13 protein-coding genes are annotated in these 13,773 nt (G+C 61.3%); 5 read left to right on the top strand and 8 right to left on the bottom strand.

Annotated elements, in window-relative coordinates:
• The first annotated feature begins 173 nt into the window (after nt 1-173).
• Nucleotides 174-2,915, top strand: coding sequence for an aconitate hydratase AcnA (acnA, locus tag H096_RS28215; protein WP_033902590.1), 2,742 nt, complete (start codon nt 174-176; stop codon nt 2,913-2,915).
• A gap of 44 nt (nt 2,916-2,959) precedes the next feature.
• On the opposite strand, the gene H096_RS28220 is transcribed toward acnA, so the two are convergent.
• Both H096_RS28220 and cysK read right to left on the bottom strand, forming a co-directional pair.
• Entirely contained in the window at nt 2,960-3,898 is a 939-nt protein-coding gene (locus H096_RS28220; RefSeq protein ID WP_033902591.1) for an aspartyl/asparaginyl beta-hydroxylase domain-containing protein, read from the bottom strand.
• Between the two features lie 109 nt (nt 3,899-4,007).
• On the bottom strand, nt 4,008-4,982 hold the full coding sequence (gene cysK, locus H096_RS28225) for a cysteine synthase A (protein ID WP_010212098.1): 975 nt from the start codon (nt 4,980-4,982) through the stop codon (nt 4,008-4,010).
• 126 nt (nt 4,983-5,108) lie between these two features.
• Here cysK and H096_RS28230 point away from each other — a divergent pair, with 126 nt between their 5' ends.
• From H096_RS28230 to H096_RS28240, 3 genes are all read left to right on the top strand, one after another.
• Nucleotides 5,109-6,185: a DUF748 domain-containing protein gene (locus tag H096_RS28230; RefSeq protein ID WP_033902592.1), complete on the top strand. Its 1,077-nt coding sequence runs from the start codon at nt 5,109-5,111 to the stop codon at nt 6,183-6,185.
• A gap of 99 nt (nt 6,186-6,284) precedes the next feature.
• A complete protein-coding gene (locus H096_RS28235) occupies nt 6,285-7,130 on the top strand; it encodes a MoxR family ATPase (protein ID WP_033902593.1) in 846 nt (281 codons plus the stop codon).
• The gene (locus H096_RS28240) at nt 7,130-8,308 is read left to right on the top strand and encodes a VWA domain-containing protein (protein WP_016975243.1); all 1,179 of its coding nucleotides are present in this window, start codon (nt 7,130-7,132) and stop codon (nt 8,306-8,308) included. The genes H096_RS28235 and H096_RS28240 overlap by 1 nt, the downstream gene beginning before the upstream one ends.
• 109 nt (nt 8,309-8,417) lie before the next feature.
• Here the strand turns inward: H096_RS28240 and H096_RS28245 are convergent, their stop codons facing one another.
• From H096_RS28245 to H096_RS28255, 3 genes are read right to left on the bottom strand one after another with little or no spacing between them, the layout of a single operon-like run.
• Nucleotides 8,418-9,329 (bottom strand): biotin-dependent carboxyltransferase family protein, encoded by a 912-nt coding sequence (locus H096_RS28245; RefSeq protein WP_033902594.1) that lies wholly within the window; start codon nt 9,327-9,329, stop codon nt 8,418-8,420.
• The gene (gene pxpB / locus H096_RS28250) at nt 9,326-10,030 is read right to left on the bottom strand and encodes a 5-oxoprolinase subunit PxpB (protein WP_033902595.1); all 705 of its coding nucleotides are present in this window, start codon (nt 10,028-10,030) and stop codon (nt 9,326-9,328) included. The genes H096_RS28245 and pxpB overlap by 4 nt, the downstream gene beginning before the upstream one ends.
• Nucleotides 10,027-10,767 (bottom strand): 5-oxoprolinase subunit PxpA, encoded by a 741-nt coding sequence (locus H096_RS28255; RefSeq protein ID WP_033902596.1) that lies wholly within the window; start codon nt 10,765-10,767, stop codon nt 10,027-10,029. The genes pxpB and H096_RS28255 overlap by 4 nt, the downstream gene beginning before the upstream one ends.
• Before the next feature lie 175 nt (nt 10,768-10,942).
• Here H096_RS28255 and H096_RS28260 point away from each other — a divergent pair, with 175 nt between their 5' ends.
• Nucleotides 10,943-11,860 (top strand): LysR family transcriptional regulator, encoded by a 918-nt coding sequence (locus H096_RS28260; protein ID WP_033902597.1) that lies wholly within the window; start codon nt 10,943-10,945, stop codon nt 11,858-11,860.
• A gap of 3 nt (nt 11,861-11,863) precedes the next feature.
• Here the strand turns inward: H096_RS28260 and H096_RS28265 are convergent, their stop codons facing one another.
• Genes H096_RS28265 through H096_RS28275 form a run of 3 tightly spaced genes read right to left on the bottom strand, consistent with a single transcriptional unit; the run spans nt 11,864 to nt 13,761 of the window.
• Complete coding sequence (locus H096_RS28265) at nt 11,864-12,406, bottom strand: DUF2937 family protein (RefSeq protein ID WP_016975238.1); 543 nt, start codon at nt 12,404-12,406, stop codon at nt 11,864-11,866.
• Nucleotides 12,407-12,417: 11 nt separating this feature from the next.
• Complete coding sequence (locus H096_RS28270; RefSeq protein ID WP_016975237.1) at nt 12,418-13,194, bottom strand: class II glutamine amidotransferase; 777 nt, start codon at nt 13,192-13,194, stop codon at nt 12,418-12,420.
• A gap of 30 nt (nt 13,195-13,224) precedes the next feature.
• Nucleotides 13,225-13,761 carry a hypothetical protein gene (locus H096_RS28275; RefSeq protein ID WP_033902598.1) on the bottom strand — a complete coding sequence of 179 codons (537 nt, stop codon included), beginning with the start codon at nt 13,759-13,761 and terminating at the stop codon, nt 13,225-13,227.
• Between the last annotated feature and the right edge of the window lie 12 nt (nt 13,762-13,773).

Raw genomic sequence — 13,773 nt, forward strand, 5'->3', positions numbered from 1 at the left:
ACGTTGCGCTGTCGCGATGCCTGTCATGAAAACCCGCGCATGATAACGGAGTTCGGAACCTTGGACTTAACGATAGAGTCCAGTTATTAGCCTGCTAATGAAAACAGGGCTAAGTTGATAGCTCTGTTCGTCCCGTCAGGTCCGTAGCCGTGCGGACCATAAGGAGTCGTGTCATGTCATCGCTTGATAGCCTGAGAACCCTTAAGACCCTTGAAATAGACAGCAAAACCTACCACTACTTCAGCCTGCCCGAAGCCGCCAAGAGCCTGGGTGACCTGGACAAGCTGCCGATGTCGCTGAAGGTGCTGCTGGAAAACCTGCTTCGCTGGGAAGACAACAAGACCGTCACCGGCGCCGACCTCAAGGCCATTGCCGCCTGGCTCAAGGAACGCCAGTCCGACCGTGAGATCCAGTACCGCCCCGCCCGAGTGTTGATGCAAGACTTTACCGGCGTCCCCGCCGTGGTCGACCTGGCCGCCATGCGCGCCGCCGTGGCCAAGGCCGGGGGCGACCCGCAGCGCATCAACCCACTGTCCCCCGTGGACTTGGTAATTGACCACTCGGTGATGGTCGACAAGTTCGGCAACGCCGACGCCTTCGAGCAGAACGTCGATATCGAAATGCAGCGCAACGGCGAACGCTACGCCTTCCTGCGCTGGGGCCAGAGCGCCTTTGACAACTTCAGCGTGGTGCCACCGGGCACCGGCATCTGCCACCAGGTCAACCTCGAATACCTCGGCCGCACCGTGTGGACCAAGGACGAAGACGGCCGCACCTACGCCTTCCCGGACACATTAGTGGGCACCGATTCCCACACCACCATGATCAACGGCCTCGGCGTACTCGGCTGGGGCGTGGGCGGGATCGAAGCGGAAGCGGCGATGCTCGGCCAGCCGGTGTCGATGCTGATCCCGGAAGTGATCGGCTTCAAGCTCACCGGCAAATTGAAGGAAGGCATCACCGCCACTGACTTGGTGCTGACCGTGACCCAGATGCTGCGCAAGAAAGGCGTGGTGGGTAAATTCGTCGAATTCTACGGCGACGGCCTGGCTGATCTGCCGTTGGCCGACCGTGCCACCATCGCCAACATGGCCCCGGAATACGGCGCCACCTGCGGCTTTTTCCCGGTGGATGAGGTGACGCTGGATTACCTGCGTCTCTCCGGCCGTCCGGCAGAAACCGTGAAGCTGGTCGAGGCCTACACCAAGGCCCAGGGCCTGTGGCGCATCGCCGGCCAGGAGCCGGTGTTCACCGACAGCCTGGCCCTGGACATGGGCAGCGTGGAAGCCAGCCTGGCCGGGCCGAAACGCCCGCAGGACCGCGTGGCGCTGCCGAATGTCGGCCAAGCCTTCAGCGACTTTCTCGACCTGCAATTCAAACCCACCAACAAAGAAGAGGGCCGCCTGGAAAGCGAAGGCGGTGGCGGGGTTGCCGTGGGCAATGCCGACCTGGTGGGCGAAACCGACTATGAGTACGACGGCCACACCTATCGCCTGAAAAACGGCGCGGTGGTGATCGCCGCGATCACCTCCTGCACCAACACCTCCAACCCCAGCGTGATGATGGCGGCCGGGCTAGTGGCGAAAAAGGCCGTGGAAAAGGGCCTGACGCGCAAGCCTTGGGTCAAGACCTCCCTGGCGCCAGGCTCCAAAGTGGTCACCGACTACTACAAGGCGGCGGGCCTCACCCAGTACTTGGACAAGCTGGGCTTCGACCTAGTGGGTTACGGCTGCACCACCTGCATCGGCAACTCCGGCCCGCTGCCCGAGCCGATCGAAAAAGCCATCCAGAAGGCCGACCTTGCGGTGGCTTCAGTGCTGTCGGGAAACCGCAACTTCGAAGGCCGCGTGCACCCGCTGGTGAAAACCAACTGGCTGGCTTCGCCGCCGCTGGTGGTGGCGTATGCCTTGGCGGGCACCGTGCGCATCGATATCAGCAGTGAACCGCTGGGGAATGACCAAGACGGCAAGCCGGTGTACCTCAAGGACATCTGGCCCAGCAGCAAGGAAATCGCGGATGCCGTGGCCCAGGTCAGCACCGGTATGTTCCACAAGGAATACGCCGAGGTGTTCGCCGGTGACGAGCAGTGGCAAGCCATTGAAGTGCCACAAGCCGCCACCTACGTCTGGCAAAAGGATTCCACCTACATCCAGCATCCGCCGTTCTTCGACGACATTGCCGGGCCGCTGCCGGTGATCAAAGACGTCAAAGGCGCCAACGTGCTGGCGTTGCTGGGTGATTCGGTGACCACCGACCACATCTCCCCGGCCGGCAATATCAAGACCGACAGCCCCGCCGGTCGCTACCTGCGCGAACAAGGCGTGGAACCGCGCGACTTCAACTCCTACGGCTCCCGCCGGGGCAACCATGAAGTGATGATGCGCGGCACCTTTGCCAATATCCGTATCCGCAATGAAATGCTCGGCGGCGAGGAAGGTGGCAATACGCTGTATATCCCCACCGGCGAGAAGATGGCGATCTATGACGCGTCGATGAAGTACCAGGCCTCGGGCACGCCCTTGGTGGTGGTCGCCGGCCAGGAATACGGCACCGGCTCCAGCCGCGACTGGGCAGCCAAGGGCACCAACCTGCTGGGCGTCAAGGCGGTGATCGCCGAGAGTTTCGAGCGGATCCACCGCTCTAACCTGGTGGGCATGGGCGTGCTGCCGTTGCAGTTCAAGCTGGATCAGAACCGCAAGACGCTCAAGCTGACCGGGAAGGAGAAGATCGACATTCTCGGGCTGACCGACGTGGGGATCGTGCCACGGATGAACCTGACGCTGGTGATTACGCGGGAGGATGGGAGTACGGAGAAGGTCGAGGTGTTGTGCCGGATCGACACGCTTAATGAGGTGGAATACTTCAAGGCCGGGGGCATCTTGCACTATGTGCTTCGCCAGCTGATCGCCTCGTAAGCTATAGGAGCCCGGCTTGCCGGGCTCCTATTTAATCGAATCAATCAGCCGAACAACCACTTCCACAGCAACACCAGCACCACCACCGCCAGCACCGGCCGCGCAATGCGGTAAGCCTTCGGGTGCTTGCGCTTCCACTGCTTGACCACACCGCTGAACTTGTCACTGAAGGTCTTGCTCCAAGCGTACGCCTGGTTGATCCCGCCCACGCGCTCGTCATCCAGGTTCTGCGGTGCAGTGGCGCGACCCAGTTGCTTGCTGACCCAACGGTTGACGCGGGTCATCACGCGGTTGCTCAGGGGGCGCTCGATGTCGCAGAACAGGATTACACGGGTCTGCTCGGTTTCATTCTTGACCCAGTGCACGTAGGTTTCGTCGAACATCACGTCTTCACCGTCACGCCAGGCGTACACCTGGCCGTCGACAAAGATGCGGCAGTCGTCGGAGTTCGGCGTGGACAAACCCAGGTGATAGCGCAGGGAACCGGCGAACGGGTCGCGGTGCGGGTTGAGGTGGCTGCCGCCCGGCAACAGCGCGAACATCGCGCCTTTGACATTGGGAATGCTGCTCACCAGCGCCACGGTTTTCGGGCACAGCGCCTCGGCCGATGGCAGGGGTTTGTCGTACCACTTGAGGTAGAAACGCTTCCAGCCCTTCTTGAAGAACGAGCCGAAACCGGCGTCGTTGTTCTTTTCGGCGGCGCGGATGTAACCCTCGTCGAACAGGTGCATGGCCTCTTCGCGGATCACTTCCCAGTTGTCCTTGAGCACATCCAGTTCGGGGAACTTGCTGCGGTCCAGGTAGGGCTTGGACGGCACGGCCGAGAACAGGTACATCAAGGCGTTATACGGGGCGAACAGCGCCGAATGGTTGACGAACTGACGCAACATCGGCAAACGCGCCTTGCCGCGCAGGTGCACATACAACGTGCTGCCGATAAACAACGCCAGCACGGACAGTTTGGCGGCCAAAGAAAAGGTCATGCAGCAACTCCTGGAAATAAGCGCCTGGCCAACAGCAGACGTAGCAGCCGGCCATGATAAACAGTTGGGCCATTATGCAGAAGGCCTAAGGTATGGGCGCTGACATACATCAAGCCTGGTTTTCTTGCTCGGTAAACAAATCGCTGAACAGCATGCTCGACAGGTAGCGCTCACCGGAGTCCGGCAGGATCACCACGATGGTCTTGCCCTGCATCTCCGGCTTCTCGGCCAGGCGCACCGCCACGGCCATCGCGGCGCCGCAGGAGATGCCACACAGAATCCCTTCTTCCTGCATCAGCCGCAGGGCCATGGCCTTGGACTCGTCGTCGGTCACCAGTTCCACACGGTCAACCATCGACAGGTCGAGGTTCTTCGGCACAAAACCGGCGCCGATGCCCTGGATCTTGTGCGGGCTGGGCTTGATCTCTTCACCGGCCAGCGCCTGGGTGATCACCGGCGACACGATCGGCTCGACAGCCACCGACAGGATCGGCTTGCCCGCAATGTTCTTGATATAGCGCGAAACACCGGTGATGGTGCCGCCGGTGCCCACGCCCGCCACCAGCACATCCACGGCGCCATCGGTGTCGTTCCAGATTTCCGGACCGGTGGTTTTTTCATGAATCGCCGGGTTGGCCGGGTTTTCGAACTGGGCTGGCATAAAGTAGGTGGCCGGGTCGCTGGCAACGATTTCGCCGGCTTTTTCGATCGCGCCCTTCATGCCCTTGGCCGGCTCGGTCAACACCAGTTCGGCGCCGAGGGCCTTGAGTACCTTGCGGCGCTCGATACTCATGGACGCTGGCATGGTCAGCAGCAACTTATAGCCACGGGCGGCGGCGACGAATGCCAGGCCGATGCCGGTGTTGCCGGAGGTGGGTTCGACAATGGTCATGCCCGGCTTGAGTTTACCGGTGCTTTCAGCGTCCCAGATCATGTTTGCGCCAATGCGGCATTTCACCGAGTAGCCTGGGTTACGCCCTTCGATCTTGGCCAGGATGGTCACACCACGCGGTGCGATCCGGTTGATCTGAACCAGGGGCGTGTTACCGATGGAGTGCGCGTTGTCTGCAAAGATGCGGCTCATGACGGGTCCTATGGGTCGATTCAAGGAAGGCAACAAGGGTATGCCTCGTGCCGCAAAGCGTCCAGTCGGAGGAACGTTGCGCCCTTCGCAACAGTCCATCCCCTATACGGACAGAGGACCCTACCCATGAAACGTCGCTACAGCTGGCCACTATGGACCGTCGCCGGATTGCTGGTGGTACTGGTCGCCCTGAGCATCGCCCTGCCCTACCTGGTGCGTAACTACTTGAATGACAAGCTCGCCAACATGGGCGACTACCGCGGCCACGTCACGGATGTAGACCTGGCCCTGTGGCGCGGCGCGTACAAGATCAACGGCCTGGAGATCATCAAGGTCGACGGCAAGGTGCCCGTACCGTTCGTCAAGGCGCCGCTGATCGACCTCGCGGTGAGCTGGCACTCGTTGTGGTACGACCATGCGGTGGTGGCCAAGGTGCTGTTTATCAACCCCGAGGTGAACTTCGTCGACGGCGGCGCCAACAAGCAGGCGTCCCAGACCGGTAAAGGCACCGACTGGCGCGAGCAATTGAGCAAGCTGGCCCCTATCACCCTCGACGAAGTGCGCATCGAAGACGGCAAGATCGCCTTCCATAACTTCAGCTCCAAACCACCGGTCAACATCAATGCCACCGAGGTCAACGCCAGTTTCTACAACCTGACCAACGTGGTCGATGTCAAAGGCAAGCGCGACGCCCGCTTCGAGGGCAAGGCGCTGCTGCAAGGCCAGGCGCCGCTGGAAGCCACAGCCACCTTTGACCCGCTGAGCAATTTCGAGAACTTCGAATTCCGTTTCCGCGCCAAAGACTTGCAGCTCAAGCGCATGAATGACTTCGCCTCGGCCTACGGCAAATTCGACTTCAAGGCCGGCACCGGCGACGTGGTGATCGAAGCCCAGGCGGAAAAAGGCCAGTTGACCGGCTATATCAAACCGCTGCTGCGCGACGTCGAAGTGTTCGACTGGCAGCAGGACGTGGAAAACAAAGACAAGAACATCTTCCGCTCGATCTGGGAGGCGGTGGTCGGCGCCAGCGAGACCGTGCTGAAAAACCAGGCGAAAAACCAGTTCGCCACCCGGGTCGAACTCAGTGGCAGCGTGCACCAGCAAAATGTCAGCGCGTTTTCCGCGTTTTTGGCGATTTTGCGCAACGGCTTCATCCAGGCGTTCAATGCGCGCTATGAACAACCCAAGCCCTCGGCGGACTGAAGGTGACTGGTCATTCAGAGACTGAATGAGCCGCCTGCGTTCACAGTCGCCGGGGCTGCGCGGTATAGTCCAGGCATTGATGAATGCGAGGAAACACCGATGAAGTTCGAAGGCACCCAGGCCTATGTGGCTACCGATGACCTGAAACTGGCCGTCAACGCCGCGATCACCCTGGAGCGGCCGTTGCTGGTCAAGGGCGAGCCCGGCACCGGCAAGACCATGCTCGCCGAGCAATTGGCCGAGTCCTTCGGTGCCAAGCTGATCACCTGGCACATCAAGTCCACCACCAAGGCGCATCAGGGCCTGTACGAGTACGACGCGGTCAGCCGCCTGCGCGACTCGCAGTTGGGCGTGGACAAGGTGCACGACGTGCGCAACTACCTGAAAAAGGGCAAGCTCTGGGAAGCCTTCGAATCCGAAGAGCGGGTGATCCTGCTGATCGATGAAATCGACAAGGCCGATATTGAGTTCCCCAACGACCTGCTGCAAGAACTCGACAAGATGGAGTTCTACGTCTACGAAATCGACGAGACCATCAAGGCCAAGAAACGCCCGATCATCATCATTACCTCCAACAACGAAAAGGAGCTGCCGGACGCCTTTCTGCGCCGCTGCTTCTTCCACTACATCGCCTTCCCCGACCGCACCACCCTGCAAAAGATCGTCGATGTGCATTACCCCGACATCAAGAAGGATTTGGTCAGCGAAGCGCTGGACGTGTTCTTCGACGTGCGCAAAGTACTGGGCCTGAAGAAAAAACCCTCCACCTCCGAACTGGTCGACTGGCTCAAGCTGCTGATGGCCGACAACATCGGCGAAGCCGTGCTGCGCGAACGTGACCCGACCAAGGCCATCCCGCCGCTGGCCGGTGCGTTGGTGAAGAACGAGCAGGACGTGCAGTTGCTGGAGCGTCTGGCGTTCATGAGCCGTCGCGGTAACCGCTGATGCTGCTCAACCTGTTCAATGAAATGCGCGCCGCCAAGGTGCCGGTGTCGGTGCGCGAGCTGCTCGACCTGATCAACGCGCTGAAAATGCGCGTGACCTTCGCCGACATGGACGAGTTCTACTACTTGGCCCGGGCGATCCTGGTCAAGGACGAGCGACATTTCGACAAGTTCGACCGGGCCTTCGGCGCTTACTTCAATGGCCTGGAAAAACTCGACGACCACCTGCAGGCGTTGATCCCCGAAGACTGGCTGCGCAAGGAATTCGAACGTTCGCTGACCGATGAGGAACGCGCGCAGATCCAGTCTCTTGGTGGCCTCGACAAACTCATCGAGGAATTCAAGAAACGCCTGGAAGAACAGAAGGAACGTCACGCCGGCGGAAACAAGTGGATCGGCACCGGCGGCACGAGCCCGTTCGGCTCCGGCGGCTACAACCCGGAAGGCATCCGTGTCGGTGACGCCGGCAAGCGCCAGGGCAAGGCCGTTAAGGTGTGGGACCAGCGCGAGTACAAGAACCTCGACGACCAGGTTGAACTGGGCACGCGTAATATCAAGATCGCTCTGCGCCGCCTGCGCAAATTTGCGCGCCAGGGCGCGGCGGAAGAGCTGGATATCGACGGCACCATCGACCACACCGCCCGCGATGCCGGCTTGCTAAATATTCAGATGCGCCCGGAGCGGCGCAACACCATCAAGCTGCTATTGCTGTTCGATATCGGCGGCTCGATGGATGCCCACGTGAAGATCTGCGAAGAGCTGTTCTCCGCGTGCAAGACCGAGTTCAAGCATTTGGAGTACTTCTACTTCCATAACTTTGTGTACGAGTCGGTGTGGAAGAACAACCAGCGCCGCACCTCCGAGCGCACCTCGACCCAGGACCTGCTGCACAAGTACGGCGCGGATTACAAAGTGATTTTTATCGGCGATGCGTCGATGGCGCCGTATGAAATCACCCAGGCCGGCGGCAGCGTCGAGCATTGGAATGAGGAGCCGGGGTATGTGTGGATGCAGCGCTTCATGGCCAAGTACAAGAAGCTGATCTGGATAAACCCGTACCCGAAGGACACCTGGGGGTATACCGCGTCAACGGGGATTGTGCGGGAGTTGGTGGAGGATCAGATGTATCCGCTGACGTTGCGGGGGTTGGAAGAAGGGATGCGCTTTCTCTCGAAATAGCGTTGCTGTTTTGTGGCGAGGGAGCTTGCTCCCGTTGGTCTGCGCAGCAGGCCCAATGCCGGGGGGCCGCTACGCGCCCCAACGGGAGCAAGCTCCCTCGCCACAGGTTTCACCCATTCAAAAAGCGCTGCAAAAAGTCGATGTGCTGGCGATGCGCAGTCTCCTGCACCACCGGCGCCAGCCGCACCTTCTCCCCCGGCAGGCACTGCGCCAGCCGCGCCAGCGACAACGGCGTCAACGCTCCAAGACGCGGATAACCGCCAATGGTCTGCCGGTCATTAAGCAACACAATCGGCTGCCCATCCGGCGGCACCTGGATCGCCCCCAGCGGAATGCCTTCGGAAATCAGTGAAGGCCCCTGATACTGCAACGGCGTGCCCAGCAGACGCATGCCCATGCGGTCGGCGCGGCTGTCGAGGGCCCATTCGGTGTTGAACGCATCAAACAGGCTTTGGCCGCTGAACTGGCCGATCTGGGCACCGACGATCACGTCCAATGCAGTTTTGGAAAGGCCTGGATCATTCAGCACTTTCATTGCGCCGCCGACGCCGGAATACGCCAAGCGCCCACCTTCGACCAGTGCCTTACCGAAACCGTCCACACCGCCCAGTTCCTCACGCACGACCGTGGCGCAACTGCCCAGCACATCCGGCGCATCGAACCCGCCCGGCGCCGCCAGATAGGCCCGCGCGCCGTTGAATGGCTGGGTAAAACGCAAACGCTGGCCCTTTTGCAGGATAAAACTGCGGCCTGGGCTGATGGCGCGTTCGTCGATATAAGCACCCAAGTCCGCACCGGCCAGGGCCAGCAGGCAATAATCCTCGGCCTGCACGGTAAAGCCGCCCAAGGTGATTTCCACCACCGGCGCGTTCAGCGCATTGTCCAGCAGCCAGTTGGCCCAGGACATCGATACCCAGTCCAGCGCCCCGCCCTGGGTTACGCCCAGGTGACGCACGCCAAAGCGGCCGGCGTCCTGCAACAGGCACAGCGGTGTGCTGGCCTCAATGATCAAGCGGCTCATGCCTGCGCCTCCAACGGCGTGTCATCGCCACCCAGTTTGATGAATTGCGCGTGATCGACGGGTTCGAAGCGTACCGTGTCGCCGGGCTGCATCAGGCTATAACCGTCGCGCTCACGGTCGAACAACTTGGCCGGGGTGCGGCCGATCAGGTTCCAGCCGCCCGGCGAGACCACCGGGTAGGCCGCAGTTTGCCGTTCGGCAATGCCGACGCTGCCCGCCGCCACGCGTTTGCGCGGGGTGTTGAGGCGTGGCGCGGCGAGGACTTCATCCACCAGGCCCATAAAGGCAAAACCGGGGGCGAAGCCGAGGGCGAACACTTGGTATTCGTGGGCGCTGTGCCGGCGGATCACGTCATCGACGCTTAGCCCGCTGCGCTGGCTGAGCAGGCTCAGTTCGGGGCCGACGCTCAGGTCGTACCACACCGGCAGCACGTGGCACTGGCCGCTGCCCTGGGTGTGCGGCTGCAGGTCGGTCAGGGCCTGGTCGATCAATTCCCGTGCCTGGGCCGGGTTCAATGCGCTGAGGTCGTAATGCACCATCAAGGTGGTGTAGGACGGCACCAGGTCGACCAAAGCCGCGCCGAAACCGCTGCGCAAGCGCTGGGTGGCGGCGAGCATCCAGGGCATGTTGGCTTCGGCGATTGCATCAAACAGACGCACCATCAGGCAGTCGATGGCCACCACTTCAATCCGTGGCTTCATGCTGGCTTCAATGCCTCGCGGATGCGCTGTACGGCGGCGATCGAGCTGGCGTTGTCCCCATGCACGCACAGCGTGTTGGCTTGCAGGACCAGCGAGCTGCCGTCGCTGGCGGTCAGCGCTTCCCCCCTGGAAATGGTCAGGGCTTGCTGCAGGATGGTGTCGGCATCGTGGTGCACGGCGCCGGGCAACTGCCGCGAGACCAGGTGGCCCTTATTGTCGTAGGCGCGGTCGGCAAAGGCTTCGAACCACAGGGTGACGCCATATTCATCGCCCAAGGCCTGCGCTGCGCTGTTGTCGCGGGTTGCCAGCAACATCAGCGGCAGGTCGCCGTAAGCTGCCACAGCCTGGATCACCGCGCGCAATTGAGCGGGCTTGGCCATCATGTCGTTGTACATCGCGCCGTGGGGCTTCACATAGCTGACCCGCCCACCTTGCGCCCGGCAGATGCCGTCGAGGGCGCCGATCTGGTAGTGCAGCAGGTCCTGGATTTCCTGGGGGGTGTAGGCCATGGAGCGACGGCCGAAACCTTGCAGATCCTGGTACGCCGGGTGCGCACCGACTTGCACGCCATGCTTGAGTGCCAGGCTGACGGTCTTGCGCATGATGCTCGGGTCGCCGGCATGGAAGCCGCACGCCACGTTGGCGCAATCAATGAACGGCATGACCTCGGCGTCCAGACCCATAGTCCAGTTGCCGAAGCTTTCGCCGATGTCGCAATTCAGTAGAAGGCGGCTCACGTTGGTCGCTCCTGTAGGCATTGTTATTTTGTAGTGTGGGATTTTTTACGCAGAACTCGCAACTTGTCCTGACACCCCAACGGCGCTTATCGTGGAATAGCTCGATTTTTGGCGCTGGCTCGGTGCGGCGTCCAACTAATAAAAACCGATCCATGCATAAGAAAAAGTTGATCCCATGAATTTGAAGTTCCTCGAAACCTTCGTCTGGGTGGCCAAGCTCAAGAGTTTCCGCCTGACTGCCGAGAAGTTGTTCACCACCCAGGCGTCGATCTCCAGCCGCATTGCCGTGCTGGAAAGCGAGTTGGGCGTGAAGCTGTTTCTGCGCGACTCACGCGGTGTGAGCCTGACCCCGGAAGGCTTGAAGGTGCTCGATTACGCCGAGCAGATGATGGTAACGATGCAGGGCCTGAAGCAGTCCTTGGAGACCACCAGCAGCAAGGTCGGGCGCATCCGCATCGGCGCGATGGACACGGTGATCCACACCTGGCTCAGCCCGTTGGTGGCGGAACTGATGGACCACTTCCCGCTGGTAGAGATCGAATTGGTCGCCGATACCGCGCTGAACCTCAGCGATCAGCTGCAAAAAGGCTTCCTCGACCTGATCCTGCAAACCGACCTGCTGCGCCTCGAAACCGTGCGCAGCCTGGAGCTGTGCAGCCACCCCATGGCCTGGATCGTCGCCAGCCAATCGATCTACCACCGCGATTACGCGTCCCTGGCCGAACTGGCGCAGGAACGCATCATCACCTACTCGAAAAACTCCCATCCGCACCAGGACGTGATCAGCCTGATGCAGGCCAACGGCGTGGCCGCGCCACGCATGAACTGCGTGAATTCGGTGTCGGCCATCACCCGTTTACTGCGCGATGGTTTTGGCATTGGCGCACTGCCGCCGGTGCTGGTCAGCGAAGAACTGGCGCGCGGGGAATTGGTGATGTTGCCAATGGCGCAGAAACTGCCGAACTTGCAGGTAGTGGTGTCGTGGCGCGTGGGGGTGGAGTTGGTGGAGGAGATTGTGGGGTTGTGCCAGAAGGTGGTAGCACGGTATGCCGAGGAAGTGGGTGAGGAGCGGATGGTGCTCGCTCACCCGTGAGGCTCAGAGCCCTTTGAGGTCCCGCTCTTCGATCGGCCGGCTCTGGCGCAGGCGCTTGCCGCCCAACACCACCCAGTCGATCAAACGGAACAGGCACTCCAGGCCAAACGACAACAGCATCGCCCCGCCCAACCCCCAGCCCATGGCCTCGGGCGTCAGCAGGATCTGGTAGCTGTAGCCGTTCCACGTCTCCTGACGGATATCCGGGTCCGCCGCCACGGCCACTTGCAGGGCGCGGATGTACCACGGGCCTTGCATGGCCTGAAATTGCTTGTCCAACGCCACTTGGCGGTCAAGCATGGCGCCCAGGCTGTTGGCGTCGCTCTGGAACACCGGGTCATCACTGGCGCGGTAATGCGCGACCAACGCCTTCAAGTCACCGTTGAAGAATTGCCGTGCAGTGTTTTCAAACCCGCTGAGGCCGGTCTGGGCCTCGATCAGATGAGCTTCGACGCGCTTGGCGTAGTCGTTGATGAAGCCCGGCACTTGCACGCCGACCAACAGGCCAATGGCAAACAGCACCAACCGCAGATAACTGAGCAACATGGTCGATATCCTTACTCGGTGATGCCTTGGCTGACGCATTCACCGCGTCGCCACAGGCTCCATTGGCCCGGTTCGTAGCGGGTCCAGTTTTCGTTGTCGGTCAAAGGTTCGGTGGCGATCACGGTCACCACGTCATTGGGCGTGGTTTCGGCTTGAAAATCGACGATCACGTCGACATCTTTCAAGCGTGCCGGGCCAAACGGGGCGCGACGGGTGATTTGCGCCAGCTTGGTCGAGCAATAGCAAAACAGCCAGTCGCCGTCGCTGAGCAGGCAGTTGAACACGCCTTTGCTACGGTATTCGGAGCAGGCGGCGATCAGGTCCGGCAGGACTTTTTCAATGTCCACCGGCTCCGGGAAGGCTTCGCGCACGCGGTTGAGCAGATCGCAAAAGGCCGCTTCGCTGTCGGTATCGCCCACCGGGCGGTAGAAAGTGGCGCGGGGATTGAAGTCGGCCAACTGGCCGTTATGCGCAAAGCACCAGTTGCGGCCCCACAGTTCTCGCACAAACGGGTGAGTATTGGCCAGGCTGACCTTGCCGACGTTGGCCTGGCGGATATGGCCGATCACCACTTCGCTCTTGATCGGGTAACGCTGCACCAGCAGCGCGACTTCCGATTCGCTGCTCGCGGCCGGGTCCTGGAACAGGCGCAGGCCACGGCCTTCATAGAACGCGATGCCCCAACCGTCACGGTGGGGACCGGTGCGCCCACCGCGCTGCATCAGCCCGGTGAAGCTGAACACGATATCGGTGGGGACGTTGGCACTCATGCCCAATAATTCACACATGCCAGGGCTCTCGCAGCAGGGCGGACAACGTTAAAGGCGCGGTTCGACGCGCAGACCGCTCACAGGTGCCGGACGGCGAAAAGGCACGTCATCGTCGTCTTGATCCGGTTCGGCGGCCAGGGCGGCATCGGCGGCAGCCTTGCGCTCACGGCGGGCGTTGGCAGCGCGCTCGATGGGCCAGCGGATCAGCACGAACACCAGGTACACGCCAAAGGCGATCATGCTGTACATGAACAGATCGGAAATGGCCCGCCAGGCGTTATTGCCGACCTTGAGTACCAGGTCCAGGGCGGTGATGGCCACGGCCGGCGCGAACTGGGTCTTGACCGGGTCGACGATGGTCGGGCTGAACAGCAACACCGCCATCAGCAACAGCAGCGGCTCGCGCAGCCAGCGCCAGATCCAGCGGGTCATGCGCCACCACACCAACAGGCAGCCCAAAGCGGCGAAGGCGTAAAGGCCCCAAGCGGTCAGATAGTCGTTCTCGGTCATGGTGTCCATGGCAAGGTTGGCAAACAGGCGGCTATGATAACGGCTTTTGCGTGTCGCGGCTGCAATGCCTGCCACCGTCCGCCCGAT

It is taken from the genome of Pseudomonas sp. FH1 (assembly GCF_000510895.2).
Classification (GTDB): domain Bacteria; phylum Pseudomonadota; class Gammaproteobacteria; order Pseudomonadales; family Pseudomonadaceae; genus Aquipseudomonas; species Aquipseudomonas azotoformans_A.

What these genes read in the sequence shown, in the direction of transcription:
- acnA (WP_033902590.1), top strand. Translation starts at nt 174, where the DNA reads ATGTCATCGCTTGATAGCCTGAGAACCCTTAAGACCCTTGAAATAGAC.
- cysK (WP_010212098.1), bottom strand. Translation starts at nt 4,982, where the DNA reads ATGAGCCGCATCTTTGCAGACAACGCGCACTCCATCGGTAACACGCCC.
- H096_RS28220 (WP_033902591.1), bottom strand. Translation starts at nt 3,898, where the DNA reads ATGACCTTTTCTTTGGCCGCCAAACTGTCCGTGCTGGCGTTGTTTATC.
- H096_RS28230 (WP_033902592.1), top strand. Translation starts at nt 5,109, where the DNA reads ATGAAACGTCGCTACAGCTGGCCACTATGGACCGTCGCCGGATTGCTG.
- H096_RS28240 (WP_016975243.1), top strand. Translation starts at nt 7,130, where the DNA reads ATGCTGCTCAACCTGTTCAATGAAATGCGCGCCGCCAAGGTGCCGGTG.
- H096_RS28245 (WP_033902594.1), bottom strand. Translation starts at nt 9,329, where the DNA reads ATGAGCCGCTTGATCATTGAGGCCAGCACACCGCTGTGCCTGTTGCAG.
- pxpB (WP_033902595.1), bottom strand. Translation starts at nt 10,030, where the DNA reads ATGAAGCCACGGATTGAAGTGGTGGCCATCGACTGCCTGATGGTGCGT.
- H096_RS28270 (WP_016975237.1), bottom strand. Translation starts at nt 13,194, where the DNA reads ATGTGTGAATTATTGGGCATGAGTGCCAACGTCCCCACCGATATCGTG.
- H096_RS28265 (WP_016975238.1), bottom strand. Translation starts at nt 12,406, where the DNA reads ATGTTGCTCAGTTATCTGCGGTTGGTGCTGTTTGCCATTGGCCTGTTG.
- H096_RS28260 (WP_033902597.1), top strand. Translation starts at nt 10,943, where the DNA reads ATGAATTTGAAGTTCCTCGAAACCTTCGTCTGGGTGGCCAAGCTCAAG.
- H096_RS28235 (WP_033902593.1), top strand. Translation starts at nt 6,285, where the DNA reads ATGAAGTTCGAAGGCACCCAGGCCTATGTGGCTACCGATGACCTGAAA.